Raw genomic sequence first — 18,829 nt, 5'->3', positions numbered from 1 at the left:
GCAGGCTGGTTGTGAACGGCGACTTTGTCACCGTGACACAAAAGGCGTCTCTTGTAACGAAGCCGCTGATATGGCGGAGTTATTGGGATTGCGCCGTCGGAATTCCGTGGGATTGGTGCCGGTCAGTCTCAGGAACTCGCGATTGAAGTTCGATTTGCTGATGAAGCCGCAATCGAACATTAATCGGGTCACAGGCTCGGCCGTTCGCGCTAGAAGTTCGCAGGCCGCCCGGATGCGGAAGTCATTGACGTATTGCGAGACGCTGACGCCGTGAACGCGGTTGACGGCGATCGATACGCGGCGTGCGGGAAGGCTCATCCTGCGGGCGATGCGACCGAGATTGAGTTCGGGATCGCGGTAGATCTGACGCGATTGCATCAGGGCGTCGAGCGTCTTCGCTATGGCGCTGTCTTCCGCGGTCGGCACAGGTGCCGATCCAGGCGGCAACTCTGCGGATGCGGTTTCGAGGGACTGACTGCCGCTCGCGATGGAGGCTGCACCGCCGAGGATGAGGAGCGTGATGACGTTGCCGACGGCGACAATGGCGCCGGAATGAACGCCGCCAGTTTGCGCGAGATCCATGTTGATGGCGATGTCGGCCGCAGCAGACGCGATCAGTGCGATAGCTGTTATCAGCAGGGAGCGGTAAGACAGCAATGCGCCGTCGAGGCGTGACGACACCAGCGAATCCGGGCCGTGGCGGCCAAGCCACAGGAGCGCCGCTCCGTATCCGATGAAGATGAGTGTCAACGCCGGGCCGATGGGTTCGCGCCAGAAGGTCAGCATGGCAACAATCAGCGCCGCAGGCAAAAGGTGCGGCCAGAAACGGAGCAGGGAGACCGGTCCATCAATGGCAAGCGAACGGAAGCTGACCCATGCAAGGCTTGCGATCAGTGCGGCGAGGACGGACTGGGCTGGCAGTATCTCGGTGACGTCATAGCCCCAGCGGATGCCGATCAGGATCGATTGCAGGGTGTAGGCTCCGATCAGCAACAGGAAGGGATGTTTTTCCGGTTCCCGCCATTCTCCCTGCCGCAGCATGCGTACAAACAGGATCAGCAGCAGCGCGGCTACGACAAAGGGGATCGGAACGAAAATCATGACGGCCTGTCCGGTGAGCGAGCTTCATATCAGCATGAGAATGACCTCGATCGCAATCGCGGGCGACCCAAATCACGATCGAGGTCTCGCCAGTCGCGAGCGGAAGTCACCTTGCAATCAGTCGTCGATGAGATGGCGACCTGTTCAAGGAGAAACCGATGACACTGATCCTTTTCATACCGGCATTCCTCATGACGCTGGTGTCCGCATTTGCCGACGCACCAACGCCCGTCAAGGCCCTCGACATCGCGGCGGTTCGCACGATCGTCATCACTGGCGATGCCAGCGATGTCAACATTTCAGCGAATGCTGGCGAACCCTATCGTGCCGCAACGAATGCGCGACGCGACGGCTGGTTTGCGTCCTGGTATTCCAGTTGGTTCTTCAGCAGTTGCCGCGATCGCAGCAGGATGCGGATCGACGGGACGACGCTCAGGGTCGAAGTGATGCGGACGCCGTTGCTGGATCTCTCCGACTGCACGCCGGAGGTTTCGGCCAACGCCCTGCCGGGCGTCGCCATTCGGATCGATCAACAAGCCGTCAGGGCGCAATTGAGCGGAAACTTCGATAGCGTAGGGATTTCCGGCAAGGCTGCGGACGTTACGCTCGACGGTCACGCTTCCGCGGTTGATATTCTCGGTGCCGCAGTCCGCGTGCGGCTCAGCTATGATCAGGTCAAGCGCGATGAAACAGTCGACATCGCTGCGCAGTCGCTCGACGCCGATCTCGGTTTCGGCAACGACGTGCCGGTGGACTACACGGTGACCGCCAAGGCGTCCTATGTCGACAGCCTCGCCCCGAGTATGCCGGGCGCCAAGCCGCTGGTGACGATCAGGGGCGACTATGTGCGCGCCCGCATCCGGTGATGCCCTACCGAAAGGTGCGTCGCTCAGCGAGACGTGCCAGATTGTCTGGGTCGTGGGCCGGCAGGATGATTGTCGGTTCGCCGGCACTAATAGCCGCGTGCGGAACCCGCGGTAGCGCGACTGTCCATGGCGCCGTTGTAGCGCGCGCCACCGCCTTTCTCGATATCGGCAAGGCTCTTGCCGCCGACAAGGATTCCGGCGGCCTGGCCCCACTGCGGCGGGCCGGTGCCATCATCCAGCGTGTGCCCCATGGCAATCAGCGTTCTGATCGTGTCGGGCGAAAGCGTGTAGGGTTCGAGATAGATCTTGTCCGGCTGCCACTGATGATGGATGCGCGGGGCGTTGACGGCCTGGCTGATATCCATGCCGAAATCGACCACATTCATGATCGCCTCGAGTGTTATCGTGATGATGCGCGATCCGCCCGGGCTGCCGATCACCATGAACGGCTTGCCATCCTTGATAACAATCGTAGGGCTCATGGAGGAAAGAGGTGTCTTCTTCGGCGCAATCGCATTCGCCTCGCCCTGGACGAGGCCATAGAGGTTCGGCACGCCCGGCTTTGAGGTGAAGTCGTCCATCTCGTTGTTGAGCAGGATGCCTGTACCCGGCGCAACGACGCCAGCGCCGAATGATCCATTCAGCGTATAGGTGACCGCGACAGCATTTCCCTCGTCGTCGATGATCGAATAATGCGTGGTCTCGACGCTTTCCCTGGCGCCGAGTGGCTTCAGGTTCGCCGACGTGCCTGCCTTGTAGGTGTCGATCTTCGAGCGGATGGCTTTCGCGTAATTCTTGTCCAGCAGCGTCGAGATCGGATTTTCCACGAAATCGGGATCACCGAGCGCGGCGTTGCGATCGACATAGGCATAGCGCATTGCCTCGACCATCAGATGCACCGTCTCGGCGGAACCATAGCCGAGAAAGGAGAGTGGATAGCCTTCCAGCACGTTCAGTATCTCGCAGATGATGACGCCGCCGGAAGAGGGCGGGGGCGACGAGATAATGTCATAGCCGCGATAATTGCACTCGATCGGCTGCAACTCGCGCACTGCATACTGCTCGAAATCCTGCTTGGCCAGCACGCCGCCCTTGGCCTGGCTCGCCTTGACGATCGCATCGGCGGGCAAGCCCTTGTAGAAGGCGTCAGATCCCTTTTCGGCGATGCTAGAGAGCACGGCCGCGAGTTCCGGCTGTATCAGCGTCTCGCCAGCGGCAAAGGGCTTGCCATCCGGCTTCAGAAAAATCCCGGCGGCGGCCTCGTCCCTGGCGAGGCGCTTGGCACCGCCAGCCAGGCTGGCCGCGTCTCCCTGCTCGAGCGTGAAGCCCTCCCTGGCATAGCGGATGGCCGGTGCCAGCAGATCCTGGCGGGACTTCGTGCCATATTTCTCGCGTGCGGTTTCGAACCCCATCACCGAACCCGGCACGCCGACGGCGAGATAGCCATCCAGGCTGGCGCGCGGCACGATATCGCCTTTGGCATCTAGATACATGGTCTTGGTCGCCGCCAGCGGCGCCCGTTCCCGGAAATCGAGGAACGTCGTTTTCCCATCCTTCAAACGGATCGTCATGAAGCCGCCACCGCCGATATTGCCCGCCGACGGGTAGACGACGGCCAGCGCATAACCGACGGCGACTGCCGCATCCACGGCATTGCCACCGTTCTTCAAAATCTCGACACCGACATCGGTCGCCAGATGCTGAGCGGTGACGACCATGCCATGTGCGGCTTCGACAGGGGCAGGCGATGCCGCAAAAGACGGTGCCAGTTGCGAGAACGCAAGGGAAAAACCGGTAAAAAACGAGATTGTTGAAATGCGTATCCGGCCCATGACGTCCCCCTCCAATGCATAAACTATGCTTCCGAATATGTCCCGGTTTTGGCCGCATGCAAGGCGGTAATTGCGGCAATCTTCTCGTCTTTCAGGGCCGCCCACTTGAGCAGGGCATCAAGAGCCGGGCAAAGCGCCTGGCCCCACTCCGTCAGGCAGTATTCGACCTTGGGCGGCACCTGATGGTGAATGATGCGGCTGACGATGCCATCGGCCTCCATCTGGCGCAGCTGTTGAATGAGCATTTTCTGCGAAATGGCGGGTATGGCCCGTTCGAGCTCGGAAAATCGCAAGACGTTGCCGCCGAAGAGATGGAAAAGGATGACCAGCTTCCAGCGGCCCTCCAGCATCTTCAAGACAGTCTCGACGCCTGCTGCAGCAGAAAGCGGTGTCATTTGATATCCTTACTTTTTAGTGCGTACCATACTTTTTTGTAGGTTCTTGTCATTTCGCAAGTCTATCCGCATCTTCCGCCACAGACAAGCAAAGAGGACCTGCAAATGACCAAGACACTCACAACACTATTGCCGTTCAGCGTCGATCCCATCGAGTTCGCGGGAAAGCGCGTGCTGGTCACCGGCGGTACGAAAGGGATGGGTGAGGCGATCGCCCGGCGGCTGGCAGCTGGCGGTGCCAGCGTTGCGACCACCGCGCGCTCGCCGTTGCCCGAAGGACAATCGCCGGCGCTTTTCGTTCAGGCCGACATCAGCGTTGCGGAAGGCTCGAAGCATTTGGTCAGCCGCGTTCTCGATGCCTTCGGCGGTATCGACATTCTGATCAACAACGTCGGTGGATCGTCAGCGCCGGCCGGCGGTTTTGCGGCGCTGACGGATGCGCTGTGGGAGCAAGACCTTAATGCCAACCTGCTGGCGCCGGTCCGGCTGGACCGCGCATTTTTGCCCGGCATGATCGAGCGTGGACATGGCGTCATCATCCATGTCTCGTCGATCCAGCGTAGGTTGCCACTCCATGAGGCGACGCTTGCCTATGCGGCGGCAAAGGCGGCGCTGACAACCTATAGCAAGGGGCTTTCCAAGGAGGTCGGGCCGAAAGGCGTGCGGGTAAACACGATCGCTCCGGGGTTCATCGAAACGACGGCAGCGACGGCGCTGATCGATCGGTTGGCGCAACAGACGGGCACCGATGCGCAGGGAGCCCGCCAGGCCTTGATGGCGTCACTCGGTGGAATTCCTATCGGCCGCCCGGGAAAGCCCGAAGAGGTCGCCGAACTGGCGGCATTCCTTGCTTCAGACCGCGCAGCTTCCATTCACGGGGCGGAATACGTCATTGATGGCGGCACCGTTCCCGTTGTCTGAGCGGTTGCCATCGCGGCCAGCCGTGCTTCCGTAGCACGAGCCGCCGCCTGCAGGTCACGCTCGTTGCCGGCGATCTTTTCGAGGGCGGCAATGGCAACGTCGGTTGCAAGATAATCGGGCTTGTGGCCGACACCGCTGATCCTTATCAGCTCGGCGCCCGCGATGTCGCGGGCAAGGCCCTCGGAATGCAGGTGCTCCCAGACGATATCGTCGCTGTCGCCGGTGATAATCACCGTCGGAGCGTCGATCCGCGAATAGAAGGGCGACTGCGCGCTGACGTAGTCGAGCAGACGTGTGAAGTCGGTGGCGTTGGCCCGGAAGGCTTTCGGGCGCAGCACCAGTGACGGGCCTGTCCTTGCCACATAATCGGTCGGGCGAGGATTGGGCCGAAAAACGTTGAGCGTCCCACGCTCCAGTCGCCTGAGACCGAGCGGTACGACAACGGCATGGTTGAAGAGCCAGCCGATCACCGGTGCTGCTGCGACGTGATAGTACCAGTCGACGCCACCCGGCCATGGATGCGTCGCCGGGGCGAGGAAGAGCAGACCAGCGGTCCTTTCCGGGTGTCGTACACCGAAAGCGGCAGCGATCGCACCGCCGAAGGAATGGCCGACAATAACCGCCTTCTCGATGCCACGCTTTTCCATCAGCGTGGCGATTGCATCGGCCTGGCCGGAGGGCAGCGCGTTTTCGGGACCGCCGCGCTCGGAGTAGCCGTGGCCCGGACGATCGACGAACAGCATTTCGGCACGGCCAGCCAATTGTTCACGGAAGGCGCCGAGTTGATCGCGGAGATTGCCGCTGGCGCCGTGGATGAAGACCAGCGCGGGGAGGTCGGCGGTTTCGGGGCGAGGAACGTGCACTGCGTTCATCCTGTAGCCGCCGATGTCCGTCATCTCGCCGATATTGGGATAAGCCTGCTCGAACTGGCGCGCCTTGTAGATCGAGTAGCCAATGGCGGCGGCGAAAGGAGCAAGAAGGGCGGAAACCTGGGCAAGCATGGCATGAACCTACGGACGAACGCATGGCCTTACGAGAAATTGCACTCGTTGGTTCACCGTCAAGGCTCAGGTTCGGCTGCCGGCCAGTTTTTCGGAGAGCGTATTGACCTGCTCCTGCGCGCTGCGATTTGCCGGATAGATGTCCAGGAAGCGCTCCCAGGCCTTGAGGGCAAGCTGGTCGTCGCCGGAATCGCCCAGGATGGCTGCCATGCCGGACAGCGCACCAAAATGGCGTGGTTCGAGTTCGAGCACGCGCTCGATGTCGGCCATCGACTTGCGATAACTGCCGTTTGCATAGTTAAGAGTCGCGCGGCGGTTCCAGCTTTCCGCATAGTCGGGCTTCAGGACGATCGCCTGATCGAGGAAGTCGAAGGCGGCGGCGGTACGCTTTTCTTCGATCGCCTTGTTTGCCCATTGCATCAGCAGATTGACGGTAGCACTACCCGAATCGTTCCATGCCGAGCGGATTTGGCTGGCGATGGTGCTCGCAGTGTCGGGATCGCGCTCGCGCTTCAGATCCGCATAGAGCCGGTCGAGCTGCTGCTTGGGAGAAAGGCTTGCGTCTGGCTGCTCGACAATCACATCCTTTTCCTGAGCGACGGCAGTCAGGGCGGGAGCGAGGAGAAGAATGGACAGCGGCAGCGCCGCGTAGGTCGTAGCTAAAAAACGCATGGCGGGCATAGTAGCCCGCCAACGCAGAAGATCAAAGCAATTTAACGGAATCAGTTCAGCAATCCCCCGAGCATCTCAGGCGCGAAAACGCTGCCGAGACATCCGGCCTCGCGATATCAGCCCTGACGAGCCTTGAAGCGTGGGTTCAGCTTGTTGATGATGTAGATGCGGCCCTTGCGGCGAACCAGGCGGTTGTCACGGTGACGAGCCTTGAGCGACTTGAGCGAATTCTTGATCTTCATTGTTTTGATCCGCGATGTTTGGGGGAATTCACATTCGCCCGTATCTTTTTACATTCAAAAGCGCGCTCAGGGCGCGCTCTTAGGTTGGGCGTGCAGATAACCCGGCCACTTTCCTGTGTCAACCACATGAAGGTGTTTTTCCCGTGGCAGAGCCGGGTTTTGTCAGGGGAAAACGGGCGATTTTGCTGTCAGCGTCGTAACGTGCCCCATCTTTCTCCCGGGCCGGGATTCCGTCTTTCCATAGAGGTGAACGAGTGTATCGCGGCGCTTCAGCCATTCCGGCAGCACCAGGATATCGTCGCCGATAAGGTTCTGCATCACGCAGTCTGAGTGGCGATCGACATTGCCCAGCGGTAGGCCGGAGACGGCGCGTATGTGCTGCTCGAACTGGGAAATGACGCAGGCGGCCTCCGTCCAGTGACCGGAATTATGGACGCGCGGCGCCATTTCATTGGCGATCAGGCTGCCGTCGGGCAGCACGAAGAATTCGATACCGACGACGCCGACATAGCCGAGCGTCGCGAGGATTTTCTCGGCCGACTTGCGGGCGTCAGCAGCCGTTGCACTGGTAATCGAGGCCGGTACCGTCGAGGTGTGGAGAATGCCGTTGCGATGCACATTTTCGGCCGGATCGTAGCAGGCGATGGCGCCATCGGTGCCGCGCGCGGCAATGATCGATATCTCCCTGTCGAAGGCGACGAAGCTCTCTAGGATCATCGGCACGCCTCCGAGCTCGGTATAGACGCCAGCCCGGTTGTCGGCGGTCGACCGGAAGACCTTCTGCCCCTTTCCGTCATAGCCGAGACGGCGCGTCTTCAAAACGCCCTGACCGCCGAAATCATCCAGCGCGGCTTCGAGATCGGCCTGACTGTCGACTGCATGGAATCTGGCGGTCGGGATTCCGCAATCATTGATGAAGCGTTTTTCGACCAGCCGATCCTGCGCTGCTTCAAGTGCTTCCGGCGGGGGATAAACCGCGACGTTCCTGGTCAAGCCTGCGGCTGCGGATACGGGTACGTTCTCGAATTCGTAAGTGACGACATCGCAAGACGCCGCGAGTTCGGCAAGAGCCGCCGGGTCATCATAGCCGGCGGTAATCTGAACGCTGGCGACCTGGGCTGCCGGACAGTCGGGCTGTGGCTCCAGGACGATGGTCCGGAAGTTCAGCCGCGCGGCAGCCATGGCCAGCATGCGGCCCAGTTGACCTCCGCCGATAATGCCGATCGTTGCTACGGTCATAGGTCGTCCATCGGATACTCGGCGACTGAGATGGTTTGCCGCTCGCGCCACTCGTCAAGACGGTCGGCGATCTCTTCATCCGACAAGGCGAGAACGGCGGCGGCTAGCAGCGCAGCGTTGATGGCACCGGCCTTGCCGATCGCCAATGTGCCGACCGGAATACCACCCGGCATCTGAACGATGGACAGAAGGCTGTCCTGGCCGGACAACGCCTTCGATTGGACCGGAACGCCGAAGACGGGAAGTGGCGTCATAGCTGCCGCCATACCCGGCAGATGGGCCGCGCCGCCAGCGCCGGCAATGATGACCTTGAAGCCTTCATCGCGTGCAGTCTTGGCGAAATTCACTAGGCGATCGGGCGTGCGGTGCGCCGAAATGATGCGCGCGTCGTAGGGAATTTCCAGCGCCTCGAGGGTATCGGCGGCGTTCTTCATGGTCTCCCAGTCGGACTGGCTTCCCATGATGATGGCAACGGGCGGTCGGTCTGTCATCGTCACGACAAGTTCCTCAGGCGATGATATCGGGGATGATCTGGTCCTCGAGCTTTGTCAGCTTATCCTTGATAACCAGCTTCTTCTTTTTCATGCGTTGGATGCGGAGTGCATCGCACCCGTTGGCAATCATCGCGTTGATTGCCACGTCGTAGTCCTCATGCTCCTGACGCAGGCGCGCCGCGATGAGCCTGACTTCAGCCTGTTCCTGATCCGGCATATGCATTCCCCACGATCGTCTTCGGACCCAGTCCGGTCTGCCGATAATTTTTGCAAGCTCCTATCACCAAATAGCGGTAACTGCTAGTTGCCGTCGACCATGAATTTGCCACGTAGTCTCCTTGTTTTCGCCTTCGACAAGCCTTCAAAAATATGTCACAGTTGGAGGGTTGACGCCTTGGATCTCCGGCGGTGTTGGCCGGAGAGAGGCAAGCGGAAGGAAGGGTCAAATGACTGTTCAAGCTCATCTTGAGTCACTCCAGAAAAAGCATGTTGCTCTAGAGGAGGAGTTGCACTCGCTGATGGTATCCCCCTCCAGAGACGATAACGAAGTGGCCGAATGCAAACGCAGGAAACTGCGCATCAAAGACGAGATTGAGCGTCTCAGGTCATCTGTCCATTGACAGGATGAACCGATCGCCAAGCGAGGCTTGGGCGACAAAAGGAATAAAAATCCAAGATAAACAATAGTTTAACAAGACCAGTGCTTGTTGATGGAATTGTGCGCCGGCCGTGACGAAAAAGTCCCGGCCGGTGCGTTTTAATCGTGAGATGGGTTAGGCCCAGAACTGGTCGAGCCAGATATTCAAGCCGTCAAAACCGCGATTGTTGACCGCGTAGATCCGCCTCGTGCCATCTGCGGTCACCGAGACCAGATTGCAATCAAGCAGGGCCTTGAGATGTTGCGAAACGGCGGGACGGCTGATCGGAAGGCCTTCGGCGAGCTGATTTACGGTCTTCGGCGCGCGTCGCAATTCTTCCAGCAGGAAGCGCCGGTGCGGGTCGGCTATGGCGGTGAAGGGGTCCACGTTCGACATGCGGAAAAGCTACGTCAAACGAAGCATTCCGGCAAGAAAATTGTGCAGCGCAACGAAGCCGCAAACGACTTAGAAGCCAAAGCCTTCACGGGCGATAAGAACGGCGGCAACAAGCGCCATCGCGTACATGAACGGATAGAAGATCACGGGCTTCATGCGGCGCACGCACCATGCACCTGCAAGTGTCGCGAGCGGCGCAAATGGCAGGAGCGTCGCAGAGGTGGCGAGGTTCTGCGTGTCGAGTTGTCCGAGCGCGAAATAGGGGACCAGCTTGACGGCGTTGAGGACGGCGAAGAAGCGTACGCTCGTTCCGGTGTATTCCCGCGGCTGCATCTGCAGCGGCAACGCATAGATCTGGAAGGGGGCGCCGCCGGCGTGGGCAACAAAGCTGCCGTAGCCGGAAAGGCTTCCCCACATTGTGGCTCGAAGCGGCCGCTGGCCGCGCGGTGGCGTTGCCGTTCCCGCGCCCGGGCCGAAATTGCTCCAGAAATAGCGCAGACAGAAGAGAACCGTGACGACACCGATGACGACGCGAAGGACGTTGCCGGGTACGAGTGCCGAGGTCGCCCAGCCGACAGCGATGCCGAAGAGAGCGCCCGGCAGCATGATTTTCAGCGTCGTCCAGTTTCCGTGTCGGCGCCAGATGAGGAGCGAGATCATATCCATGAAGACGAGGATCGGTAGCAGGATGGCAGCCGCCTGGACTGGCGAGACGACCAGGGCAAGGAAAGGCAGCCCCATCAAGGACAATGCGTCGCCCATCCCGCCTTTCGCCAATCCGACCAGAATAACTGCAGGAATGGCGGCGTAGTAAAATGACGGGTCCATTGGCATGCTTTTGGAAGTCCTCCCCTTGCCAGCCCCGTCTAACGGAATTACTCACTCAAGACGAGTGCGGATGGTGCCGGAAACGGCGAAAACCGCTGCAAATGGAAAGTGTTCATGACCGAACCCGAAAATCGCTGCCGCCTAGTTTTGATCGTTCCCGATATTGCCGATGCCGACGAGCAGGCAAGGATCGTCGGCGACGCCTTGAAAGGCGGCGACGTGGCATCGGTGATCGTCCCGCAATACGCGCTGAACGACGGTGAGTTCCAGAAGCATGCCGAGAGGCTGGTTCCGATTATTCAGGATGCCGGCGCTGCGGCGCTTCTTGCGGGCGACAGCCGGGTGGTCGGTCGCACGAAAGCCGATGGCCTGCATCTGACCGGGCCGGCAACGGAAATCTCCGAAGCGATCGATAAATACGCCGACAAGCTGATCGTCGGCGGCGGCAATGCTGCCGACAGGCACCATGCCCTGGAAATCGGCGAAGAGCGGCCGGACTATATTTTCTTCGGCAAACTTGGCGGAGACATCAAGCCGGACGCACATCCGAAGAACCTGGCGCTCGCAGAATGGTGGGCGTCGATGATCGAGATCCCATGCATCGTCATGGGCGGCACCGATCCTTTTTCGGCTCTAGCGGTTGCCGAGACCGGCGCCGAGTTCGTCGCGCTGCATCTCGCGGTTTTCGCGGAGCCCGCTCAGGCGGCGTCGATTGTCGCGCAGGTCAACGCACTTTTGGACGAAAAAGCGCCACGGTTTGAGGGTTGATATCCCGGCCATGCCGATCGTGACCCGCCATTTTCCGCTTTTTGCCATTTTTGCCGCCGCTTCCGTGGTGGCGATGGCCCCTGTCGTGTTGGCGCAGGCGGTAGACAATGTGGTGACGCGCCCGCTTGCGGGCGCACCGGAGCAATTGAAGACCGCGCGCCCGCAGGCTGAGGGCACGACCCCGTCTACCGGCGTCGGCGTCTTTGACAGAATGGGTGCGAAGCTGCCTGATCTGCCGCCGGAAAAGGAATACAAGGGACCCGTCGACGAGGCCTACGGCGCTTATCAGCGCGGCTACTACCTGACGGCGATGGACAAGGCATTGCCACGCGCGCAGCTTGGCGATCCCGCTGCCCAGACCCTCGTTGCGGAACTCCTTGCCGATGGTCTCGGCGTCAAACGCGACATGAAAACCGCTGCCTTCTGGTACGGCAAGGCAGCGGAAGGCGGCGATGCGGCCGCCATGTTCAAATATTCGCTGATGCTGATCGAGGGAAGGTTTGTCAAACGCGACAAAGCCAAGGCCGACGCATATATGCACAAGGCGGCCGACGGCGGAAACTCATCGGCCCAATTCAACTGGGGGCAGATCCTGACGGCCGATAACCCAGGCGAAAAGGGTTTGATGCTCGCCTTGCCTTATTATGAAAAATCCGCCGAACAAGGCATTGCCGACGCGCAGTACGCCGTCGCCGAGATTTATTCCGTCGCCGCCGACCTGCCGCAGGAAAAGAAACTGCTGGCCCGCGAATGGATGGCCCGCGCCGCGCACGCCGGCTACGATACGGCGCAGGTCGATCTGGGCGTCTGGCTGGTCAACGGCACCAATGGCCCGCGTGATTTCGTCAAAGGCTTCGAGTGGCTGAGGCTTGCCGCCAACCGGGGCAACGTTGTCGCCCAGAACAAGCTGGCGCATCTCTACATAAATGCGCTCGGGACGAAGCCCGATCCGATCGAGGCGGCCAAATGGTACGTCCTCTCGCGTCGCGCCGGCCTGCCGGACCCGGCGCTGGAGGATTTCTATCTTGGTATCGAGGACGATCAGCAACGGGCGGCAATCGTTGCCGCCAACAAGTTCCGTCGTCTGCCGTAGTCAAAAAAGCGCGTCTGCGAAGAGATCTTCCTCTTCGGCGGCAGCAGTGGCCGCGGCTGCCGGTGCAGCGGGTTCGCCAGTTGAGGGAATGATATCCCGGTGGACATTGCGCTCCTGCACCATGGTGTAGAGCTTGAAGATCCTGTGATCAAGCGGCGCAACAATCTCGGCAAGGTTCGATATGTCGGCGATTTCGGCACCGGCGATATCTTCAAGCACGTCGGCGCAGCGCGCAAGTACATCCCCTAGATCGCGCTGAAAATCGAGCTTCCCGGTCAGCAAGTCGATCTTGCCGGCGATTTCGCGGCCGTGCTCGGACAGCACCTTGAGTTCCCCCTCCATCGTGTCGGCGGCGGAACGGATGTTGCCGACCGCCGAGGTGAGGTTTTCGGCGAGACCGCTGGCGCCTCCTTCGGCTGTAGGGGCAACGTTGGCGGCTGCGGCTTCCAGCGCCGGCAGGCCGTCGACGATCGCATCGGCGGATTCGTCCAGTTTGCCGGCGAAGATGCGCAATTCCGCCGTGACGACATTGATCGATCTGCCTGCTTCTCCCAGGCGGCTGCAGCGCAGGTTGGTATTCAGTGCCATGTAGTGAATGTCGGTCTTGACGGCGCGGATATTGCCGATCGCTTCCAGAAGAGTGGCGGCGGTGCCAAGGGTGGAGCGGCCGACCTGGTCTGCCTGCTGAGTTGCGGTGTCCACCTGCTTGACGATCTCGTGGGCGGCGGAAACACTTGATTCCAGTGCACGCATGAAGTTCCCTTCGCCACCGCTGCCCATCTGGTCACGAAGCCGCATGATCTCCCGGGTGTCATTGCCAAAGCTGGCGATCGTCTTGACGACATTCTGCGAGTCGCGCTGAAAATCCCTGCAGATGTCGTTCATCTGCGCAGCGGTCAGATGATGGATGATGTTCTCCAGCCGGTTGCGCGCATCGGTGTCCAGTTTGCGCCCTTCCTCTCCGGACAGGAATTCCTCCAGCAGCGCAAAGGTGGCCTGCACGTGTTCGATGCGCTGGCGGGTGATATCACCGATCTGCAGAGCCGAAAGAGTCGAGGCAACCTTGCTCTGAATGCCGCGGGCGGTGGCGGACACATCACGGGCAACAACGGCGAGGTGCTGGCGGTGGGCGGCAATCTTGCCGGCGTCCTCCTGCAGGGCTTTCGTCACTTCGGGTACCGTCTCGGAGTAGCTTTTCGAAACGGTTGCGCCGAAAGCCAGTGCCGTCTTCACCTCTTTTTCCAGCCTGTCGAGGTGGGCGGCAAACCCGTTGACGTCGCCAGTGCCGGAATAGATGCGCTCGAGAATCTCCTGGGCAAAGCCGGCGAACTCCGGTAATCCGGCTCCGGTGATCTTCACAGTGACTGCAAATGTGCGCAGATAGCGCATCGTCTCCTGCATGTCGGAGACATGTTTGCGCAGCGAGTGGCCGGTCGCGGCAAGAGAGGTCAGAGCTTCCTGGCGCTCCTTTTCCGCACTCGGCAGCCCAGTGAGGCTGTTGACCGTCGAACGCAGGTCGGCACCTGTGTCGCTCGCCTCGTTGGAGTCCAGCGCCTTGGTGATGCTGTCCAGGGAGTTCAACAGGCGGTTGAGCACATCCATGACCGAGAGCAGCACCGTGCCGCCCTCGAGGAAGCGTTCCTCGACTTGGATTCTGGCCGACTCCAATGTCTGGCTGATGGCCGAGCCGGAAGCCCGAAATGCGGTTAGTGCCGATGTCGCCCCGTTTGTCACGTTACTTCCTTACTTATAACATTGGCAATTTCGGCGCTATCTTTACGGGTGGTATGGAAATGCTGGGTAAACGCCGCAGACTCGTCTGCGTTGTGATTAATGGAGCGTGAAAATAACGCGCGTCAGCTGCGCTATTCTTTGAGTGCTATGGATAAACTATTGTTATATAACAGTTTTTTTGCGTAATGGCGACGTAGTCTATAACTTCTGTCGGGTAAGAATTCAGGGAGTCCAGACTCGCGGTAATTGCATGTCGGTACAACCAAGCTTTACTCGCTGTTAAGCCTGCTGTGAGAATCCTTGCCAAATTGAAAGTATTTCTATGCGTAAGGAGACCGAGTTGAGTGCGGTTGGCCAATATAGCTATTCTATATTTCTTCCTGATGTTATGATTATTAGGAATATATTGGATATATACTCCAGTATTTCTGACGCTATTCAAAACAAAGACGGGCTTGTCATTGAGATCTCGGAGCGCGCCGAAGCGGATCTGAGCTTCATTCAGCTCATCGAGGCTGCGCGTCGCCAGGCCAAAAAGCACGGCAAGCCGATTGCGCTTGCGTCCGCCGCAAGCGGGCATCTGCTGAAGGTACTCGATCGTGCGGGCTTTCTCGCGGCGTTCAATCCTGACGACGCAAAATTCTGGTTGCATAAAGAGGTGACACTGTGAGCGCAAGCATTCTGACTGTCGATGATTCCGCGAGTATTCGCCTGACGACGAAGGTCACGCTGACCAACGCGGGCTACTCTGTTACCGAAGCCGTTAATGGCGCCGAGGGTCTCGCGGCAGCCAAGGCGGCGCATTTCGATCTCATCGTCACCGATCTCAACATGCCTGTCATGGATGGGCTCACGATGATCGAGGAACTGCGCAAGCTTCCGACGCATACAGGCGTACCCATCATCTTCCTCACCACCGAATCTGATGCCGATCTCAAGGCGCGCGCAAAGGCCGCCGGCGCTACCGGCTGGCTGACCAAGCCATTCGACCCGGAAAATCTGGTCAAGATCATCAGGAAGGTGCTCGGCAAATGAACACGCTGGACCCTGTTGCGGTCTTTCGCATGGAGGCCGCGGAGTGCCTTGAAGCCATCGAAGCCGGCCTGCTCGACCTGACCCACCGGCTTGATGACAAGAACCTGGTCGATGCCGTCTTCCGTGGCCTGCATACGCTGAAGGGCTCCGGCTCGATGTTCGGTTTCGACGCGCTGGCCGCGTTTACTCACCATTGCGAGACAGCCTTCGATCGCGTCCGAAAAGGCGAGGTGCCGGCGACGGCGGAGCTGGTTGCGGCGGTTCTCGCCGCACAGGACCACATGCGGGCACTCGTCGACCAGCCCGACGCCGACCATGGCGATACTGGGCAGAAGCTGCTGGCGCAGCTGCAGGCGGCCGTTGGCGAGAAGGCTTCCACCAATCAGGCGATCCCGGCTATCGCCGCATCAGGTCCGCTGGGTGCTCCGGCACGGCAGACGACGACCTGGCGCATCCGCTTCAGCCTCCCGTCCAACGCGATGGCGAACGGCACCAATCCGCTCGGTCTCCTCGACGAGTTGCGCGACCTCGGCGAATGCACCGTAAGGGCAAACACAGCCGCCATTCCGCCACTCGGCGAATTCATTCCAACAGAACTCTATGTCAGCTGGGAGGTCGTGCTGACCAGCGATCAGGATCGCTCGGCAATCGACGATGTCTTCATTTTCGTCATGGACGACATGGAGCTGGATGTGCAGGAAATTCCGGCGCCGGTGGGCCCGATCAGCCCGACGTCGGAGGATATTGCTTCCGCGACTGTTGCCGTGTTGCCGGCCGTTGCCGCTCCGCAGCCTATCGTCTCTTCCGAATTCAGGCCGGTGGAAGCTGTTCCGGTCAAGCGCGAAACCACGGTCGCTCAGCCCGAGCGTCAGGCCAAGGCCGCCGAGAACGTCCGCGTCCCGGCCGAACGTCTGGACGAGCTCATGGATCGCGTCGGCGAGCTGGTCATCGCGCAATCGCGCCTCAGCCAGCTTGCGAGCGCCAGCACCGATATCGCGCTTCGGTCGGTTTCCGAAGAGATCGAGCGCTTATCCGGCGAGCTGCGCGACACGATGATGGTGCTGCGCATGGTGCCCGTCGCGACCCTATTCTCCCGTTTCCGTCGCCTTGTCCACGATCTCGCCCGCGAGACAGGCAAGGTCATAGAGCTGGTGACGGAAGGCGAAAGTACCGAGGTCGACAAGACAGTTATCGAACGGCTCGCCGACCCTCTGGTGCACCTGGTGCGCAATTCGATCGACCACGGCCTGGAAACGCCGGAAGATCGCCTGTCCGCAGGCAAGGCCGCAGCCGGGACGGTGACGCTCTCGGCACGTCAGGCCGGCGGCGAGGTTATCATCTCCATCAGGGATGACGGCCGCGGCATCAACCGCGAGCGGGTCAGGGCGAAGGCGGAATCCTCCGGCCTCATTGCCCCCGGCCAGCTGCTGACGGACTCCGAGCTGCTGCAGTTGATTTTCGCGCCGGGCTTCTCGACGGCCGCGGCCATCACCAACCTCTCCGGCCGCGGTGTCGGCATGGACGTTGTGAAGAAGACGGTGGAGGCACTGCGCGGCGCCATCGATATCGAGAGCATTCCGGGGGAGGGGTCGGAAGTCTCTCTGCGCATTCCGCTGACGCTTGCCATCATCGACGGTTTGCTCGTGCGCGTCGGCTCCGGCCGCTACGTGATACCGCTCTCGGCGGTCGAGGAATGCCTGGAACTGTCGCTGGAGGAGGATCTGCGCTCGCGTGGCCGCAGCTTCATTTCACTGCGCGACAGCCTCGTTCCCTTCCTGCGTCTGCGCGATTTGTTCCGCACAGGCACCAAGCCGGATGTACACCAGAAGGTCGTTGTCATCTCGACCGGCACGGAACGCGTCGGCCTCGTCGTCGACCAGATCATCGGTGACCACCAGACTGTGATCAAGTCGATGTCGAAGCTGCACAACGACGTGGCGACCTTCTCTGGCGCCACCATTCTCGGCGATGGCAGCGTCGCCCTCATTCTCGATGTCGGTCATCTGGTGGTCGCCGGTCAGCAACAGGAAGCACAGATGCGGGTGGCAGGATGAGCGCGGTGGCGGAAATGATCGATCATCACTGGGCCTACGCCGACGAAGTCGAAGTCCTGACCTTCGACATGAACGGCGAGACCTTCGCGCTGGAAGCCGTGATCGTCCAGGAAATCCTCGACCTGTTGCCGGAGACGGCGGTGCCCGGAGCGCAGCCCTTTGTCGCCAGCGTCATCAATTTTCGCGGCAAGGTCATTCCGCTTGCCGATCTTCGTCTCGCCTTCGGCATGGAGGGGACGGAAGCGACGATCGACAGCCGCATCATCGTGATCGAGATCCACATCGAGAACGAGGCGACGCTGGTCGGCTTGCGGACGGACAAGGTCAACGAGGTGACGACGCTTGCCAGAGCCGCAAGCGAGCCGCCACCGAGCGTCGGTATGCGCTGGCGTCCGGACTACATCAACTGTCTGGTCAAGCGCGGGGGCGAGTTCATCATCCTTCCCAACCTGCAGGCAATCTTTTCATCACGACACGACACATCGGGCGCGGCCAGCTAGGCACACGGTCATCTAAGGGGTTAGAGATGCGATTGACGATCAAGACAAAACTGGTGACGGCGTTCGCCTTCATCATCCTCATGCTTGTTGGCACTGCTGCCTACGGCATCCTGAGTCTGGGCAAGATCAACGACACGCTCGGCGGCTTGCTCACCGGGCCGGTCGCCCGTTTGGAACTCACGCAGGCCATCAACATTGCCGAACTGGAAATCATCCGTCAGCAGAAGAACCTCGTTGCCGCCACGGACGAGAATGAAAAGAAGGGTGCGATTGCCAACGGGGATACTGCCCGCGAGGAAATGAACACTGCCTTGACGTCGATAATCGCCCTCGCCGAAGCGGATGATCGCGCGCACTGGGTCGAAATCGATGCAATGTCCAAGAAGTTCATCGCCGCCGACGAACAGATCCGGCAGCGGTTGGAGGCGGGCGACAGGGATGGCGCGACGGCCGTGTCCGTCGGCGATGCCCGCCAGCTCGCACGGCAGCTGGACGACGAGCTCGAAAAAACGCTCGCTACGGAAAAGGCAAAGATGAAGTCGGCAGATGACAGCGCCGAACAGCAATATGCTTCGACGCGGTTGACGTTGATCGTCGTGGCCGTAATTGCCACGCTTATCGCCGCAATCACCGCTTTCTGGATCGCCACGACGATTTCCAAGGGACTGCGACGCGCCAATGAGGTCGTTCGCGAAGTTGCCGAAGGCGACCTGACGAAGACCACCGAGATCACCAATCGCGATGAGATCGGCGAATTGCTTGGCAACGTCAACCTGATGATCGAGCGTCTGCGCGGCGTCGTTGCGGATGCGCTTTCGGCCTCGGAAAACGTCTCGGCCGGCAGCCAGGAGCTTTCGGCCAGTTCGGAGCAGGTGTCCCAGGGCGCCACCGAGCAGGCGGCTTCCGCCGAAGAGGCATCCGCCTCGATGGAGGAGATGGCTGCCAACATCAAGCAGAACGCCGACAACGCGGCACAGACCGAGAAGATCGCGCCAGCCGAATGGATCCGCGCCAAGATAC

Annotated in this window: 21 protein-coding genes and 1 pseudogene; 10 read left to right on the top strand and 12 right to left on the bottom strand. The window is 60.4% G+C overall.

The genetic code is table 11. The features are described from left to right. Positions 1–27: 27 nt before the first annotated feature. Positions 28–1,101, bottom strand: a complete 1,074-nt coding sequence (locus ASC90_RS21990; RefSeq protein WP_056545283.1) for an AraC family transcriptional regulator — start codon at positions 1,099–1,101, stop codon at positions 28–30. Positions 1,102–1,259: 158 nt separating this feature from the next. Between ASC90_RS21990 and ASC90_RS21985 the strand changes: the two genes are divergently transcribed. Beyond that, positions 1,260–1,967 carry a hypothetical protein gene (locus tag ASC90_RS21985; protein WP_056545281.1) on the top strand — a complete coding sequence of 236 codons (708 nt, stop codon included), beginning with the start codon at positions 1,260–1,262 and terminating at the stop codon, positions 1,965–1,967. 86 nt (positions 1,968–2,053) lie between these two features. Here the strand turns inward: ASC90_RS21985 and ggt are convergent, their stop codons facing one another. Beyond that, entirely contained in the window at positions 2,054–3,799 is a 1,746-nt protein-coding gene (gene ggt / locus ASC90_RS21980) for a gamma-glutamyltransferase (RefSeq protein ID WP_056545279.1), read from the bottom strand. A 23-nt stretch (positions 3,800–3,822) separates the two neighbouring features. Next, a complete protein-coding gene (locus ASC90_RS21975; RefSeq protein ID WP_056545277.1) occupies positions 3,823–4,194 on the bottom strand; it encodes a helix-turn-helix domain-containing protein in 372 nt (123 codons plus the stop codon). 105 nt (positions 4,195–4,299) lie between these two features. On the opposite strand from ASC90_RS21975, the gene ASC90_RS21970 reads away from it, so the two are divergent. Beyond that, positions 4,300–5,115: an SDR family oxidoreductase gene (locus ASC90_RS21970; RefSeq protein ID WP_056545273.1), complete on the top strand. Its 816-nt coding sequence runs from the start codon at positions 4,300–4,302 to the stop codon at positions 5,113–5,115. On the opposite strand, the gene ASC90_RS21965 is transcribed toward ASC90_RS21970, so the two are convergent. The 6 genes from ASC90_RS21965 to ASC90_RS21940 form a co-directional block, all read right to left on the bottom strand. Beyond that, positions 5,067–6,116, bottom strand: coding sequence for an alpha/beta hydrolase (locus ASC90_RS21965; RefSeq protein WP_056545271.1), 1,050 nt, complete (start codon positions 6,114–6,116; stop codon positions 5,067–5,069). The two genes, ASC90_RS21970 and ASC90_RS21965, sit on opposite strands and share 49 nt — an antisense overlap. A 66-nt stretch (positions 6,117–6,182) precedes the next feature. Then, positions 6,183–6,797 carry a hypothetical protein gene (locus tag ASC90_RS21960; protein WP_056545268.1) on the bottom strand — a complete coding sequence of 205 codons (615 nt, stop codon included), beginning with the start codon at positions 6,795–6,797 and terminating at the stop codon, positions 6,183–6,185. 107 nt (positions 6,798–6,904) lie between these two features. Continuing rightward, a complete protein-coding gene (gene ykgO, locus ASC90_RS21955) occupies positions 6,905–7,030 on the bottom strand; it encodes a type B 50S ribosomal protein L36 (RefSeq protein ID WP_003566454.1) in 126 nt (41 codons plus the stop codon). 162 nt (positions 7,031–7,192) lie between these two features. Next, complete coding sequence (locus ASC90_RS21950; protein ID WP_056545266.1) at positions 7,193–8,269, bottom strand: 5-(carboxyamino)imidazole ribonucleotide synthase; 1,077 nt, start codon at positions 8,267–8,269, stop codon at positions 7,193–7,195. Further along, positions 8,266–8,760 (bottom strand): 5-(carboxyamino)imidazole ribonucleotide mutase, encoded by a 495-nt coding sequence (purE, locus tag ASC90_RS21945; RefSeq protein WP_056545757.1) that lies wholly within the window; start codon positions 8,758–8,760, stop codon positions 8,266–8,268. The genes ASC90_RS21950 and purE overlap by 4 nt, the downstream gene beginning before the upstream one ends. A gap of 16 nt (positions 8,761–8,776) precedes the next feature. Next, positions 8,777–8,980 carry a DUF465 domain-containing protein gene (locus tag ASC90_RS21940; RefSeq protein WP_056545264.1) on the bottom strand — a complete coding sequence of 68 codons (204 nt, stop codon included), beginning with the start codon at positions 8,978–8,980 and terminating at the stop codon, positions 8,777–8,779. A gap of 229 nt (positions 8,981–9,209) precedes the next feature. On the opposite strand from ASC90_RS21940, the gene ASC90_RS28485 reads away from it, so the two are divergent. Continuing rightward, positions 9,210–9,383, top strand: coding sequence for a DUF465 domain-containing protein (locus ASC90_RS28485; RefSeq protein WP_082520017.1), 174 nt, complete (start codon positions 9,210–9,212; stop codon positions 9,381–9,383). Between the two features lie 153 nt (positions 9,384–9,536). Here the strand turns inward: ASC90_RS28485 and ASC90_RS21935 are convergent, their stop codons facing one another. Then, on the bottom strand, positions 9,537–9,797 hold the full coding sequence (locus ASC90_RS21935; RefSeq protein ID WP_056545263.1) for a metalloregulator ArsR/SmtB family transcription factor: 261 nt from the start codon (positions 9,795–9,797) through the stop codon (positions 9,537–9,539). A gap of 69 nt (positions 9,798–9,866) precedes the next feature. Next, complete coding sequence (locus ASC90_RS21930) at positions 9,867–10,631, bottom strand: sulfite exporter TauE/SafE family protein (protein WP_056545261.1); 765 nt, start codon at positions 10,629–10,631, stop codon at positions 9,867–9,869. Between the two features lie 108 nt (positions 10,632–10,739). On the opposite strand from ASC90_RS21930, the gene ASC90_RS21925 reads away from it, so the two are divergent. Then, positions 10,740–11,393: a thiamine phosphate synthase gene (locus ASC90_RS21925; RefSeq protein WP_056545259.1), complete on the top strand. Its 654-nt coding sequence runs from the start codon at positions 10,740–10,742 to the stop codon at positions 11,391–11,393. Between the two features lie 10 nt (positions 11,394–11,403). Continuing rightward, a complete protein-coding gene (locus ASC90_RS21920) occupies positions 11,404–12,486 on the top strand; it encodes a tetratricopeptide repeat protein (protein WP_056545256.1) in 1,083 nt (360 codons plus the stop codon). Here the strand turns inward: ASC90_RS21920 and ASC90_RS21915 are convergent, their stop codons facing one another. Continuing rightward, positions 12,487–14,220 carry a hypothetical protein gene (locus tag ASC90_RS21915; protein ID WP_056545255.1) on the bottom strand — a complete coding sequence of 578 codons (1,734 nt, stop codon included), beginning with the start codon at positions 14,218–14,220 and terminating at the stop codon, positions 12,487–12,489. Positions 14,221–14,542: 322 nt separating this feature from the next. Here ASC90_RS21915 and ASC90_RS21910 point away from each other — a divergent pair, with 322 nt between their 5' ends. The 5 genes and pseudogenes from ASC90_RS21910 to ASC90_RS30120 all read left to right on the top strand — a co-directional run. After that, on the top strand, positions 14,543–14,890 hold the full coding sequence (locus ASC90_RS21910; RefSeq protein WP_056545252.1) for an STAS domain-containing protein: 348 nt from the start codon (positions 14,543–14,545) through the stop codon (positions 14,888–14,890). Beyond that, positions 14,887–15,255 (top strand): response regulator, encoded by a 369-nt coding sequence (locus tag ASC90_RS21905; protein ID WP_056545250.1) that lies wholly within the window; start codon positions 14,887–14,889, stop codon positions 15,253–15,255. The genes ASC90_RS21910 and ASC90_RS21905 overlap by 4 nt, the downstream gene beginning before the upstream one ends. Further along, entirely contained in the window at positions 15,252–17,309 is a 2,058-nt protein-coding gene (locus ASC90_RS21900; RefSeq protein WP_056545248.1) for a chemotaxis protein CheA, read from the top strand. Before ASC90_RS21905 ends, ASC90_RS21900 begins: the two co-directional genes overlap by 4 nt. Then, entirely contained in the window at positions 17,306–17,809 is a 504-nt protein-coding gene (locus ASC90_RS21895; RefSeq protein ID WP_056545246.1) for a chemotaxis protein CheW, read from the top strand. The genes ASC90_RS21900 and ASC90_RS21895 overlap by 4 nt, the downstream gene beginning before the upstream one ends. 26 nt (positions 17,810–17,835) lie before the next feature. Then, positions 17,836–18,801: pseudogene (locus ASC90_RS30120) on the top strand (HAMP domain-containing protein); the annotation flags it as partial. Positions 18,802–18,829: the final 28 nt, after the last annotated feature.

Origin of the sequence: Rhizobium sp. Root1220 (assembly GCF_001426265.1) — a bacterium.
Lineage (GTDB): Bacteria > Pseudomonadota > Alphaproteobacteria > Rhizobiales > Rhizobiaceae > Rhizobium.
Note: the sequence above shows the minus strand (reverse complement) of the source record. Positions and strands in the feature narration are given on the sequence as shown.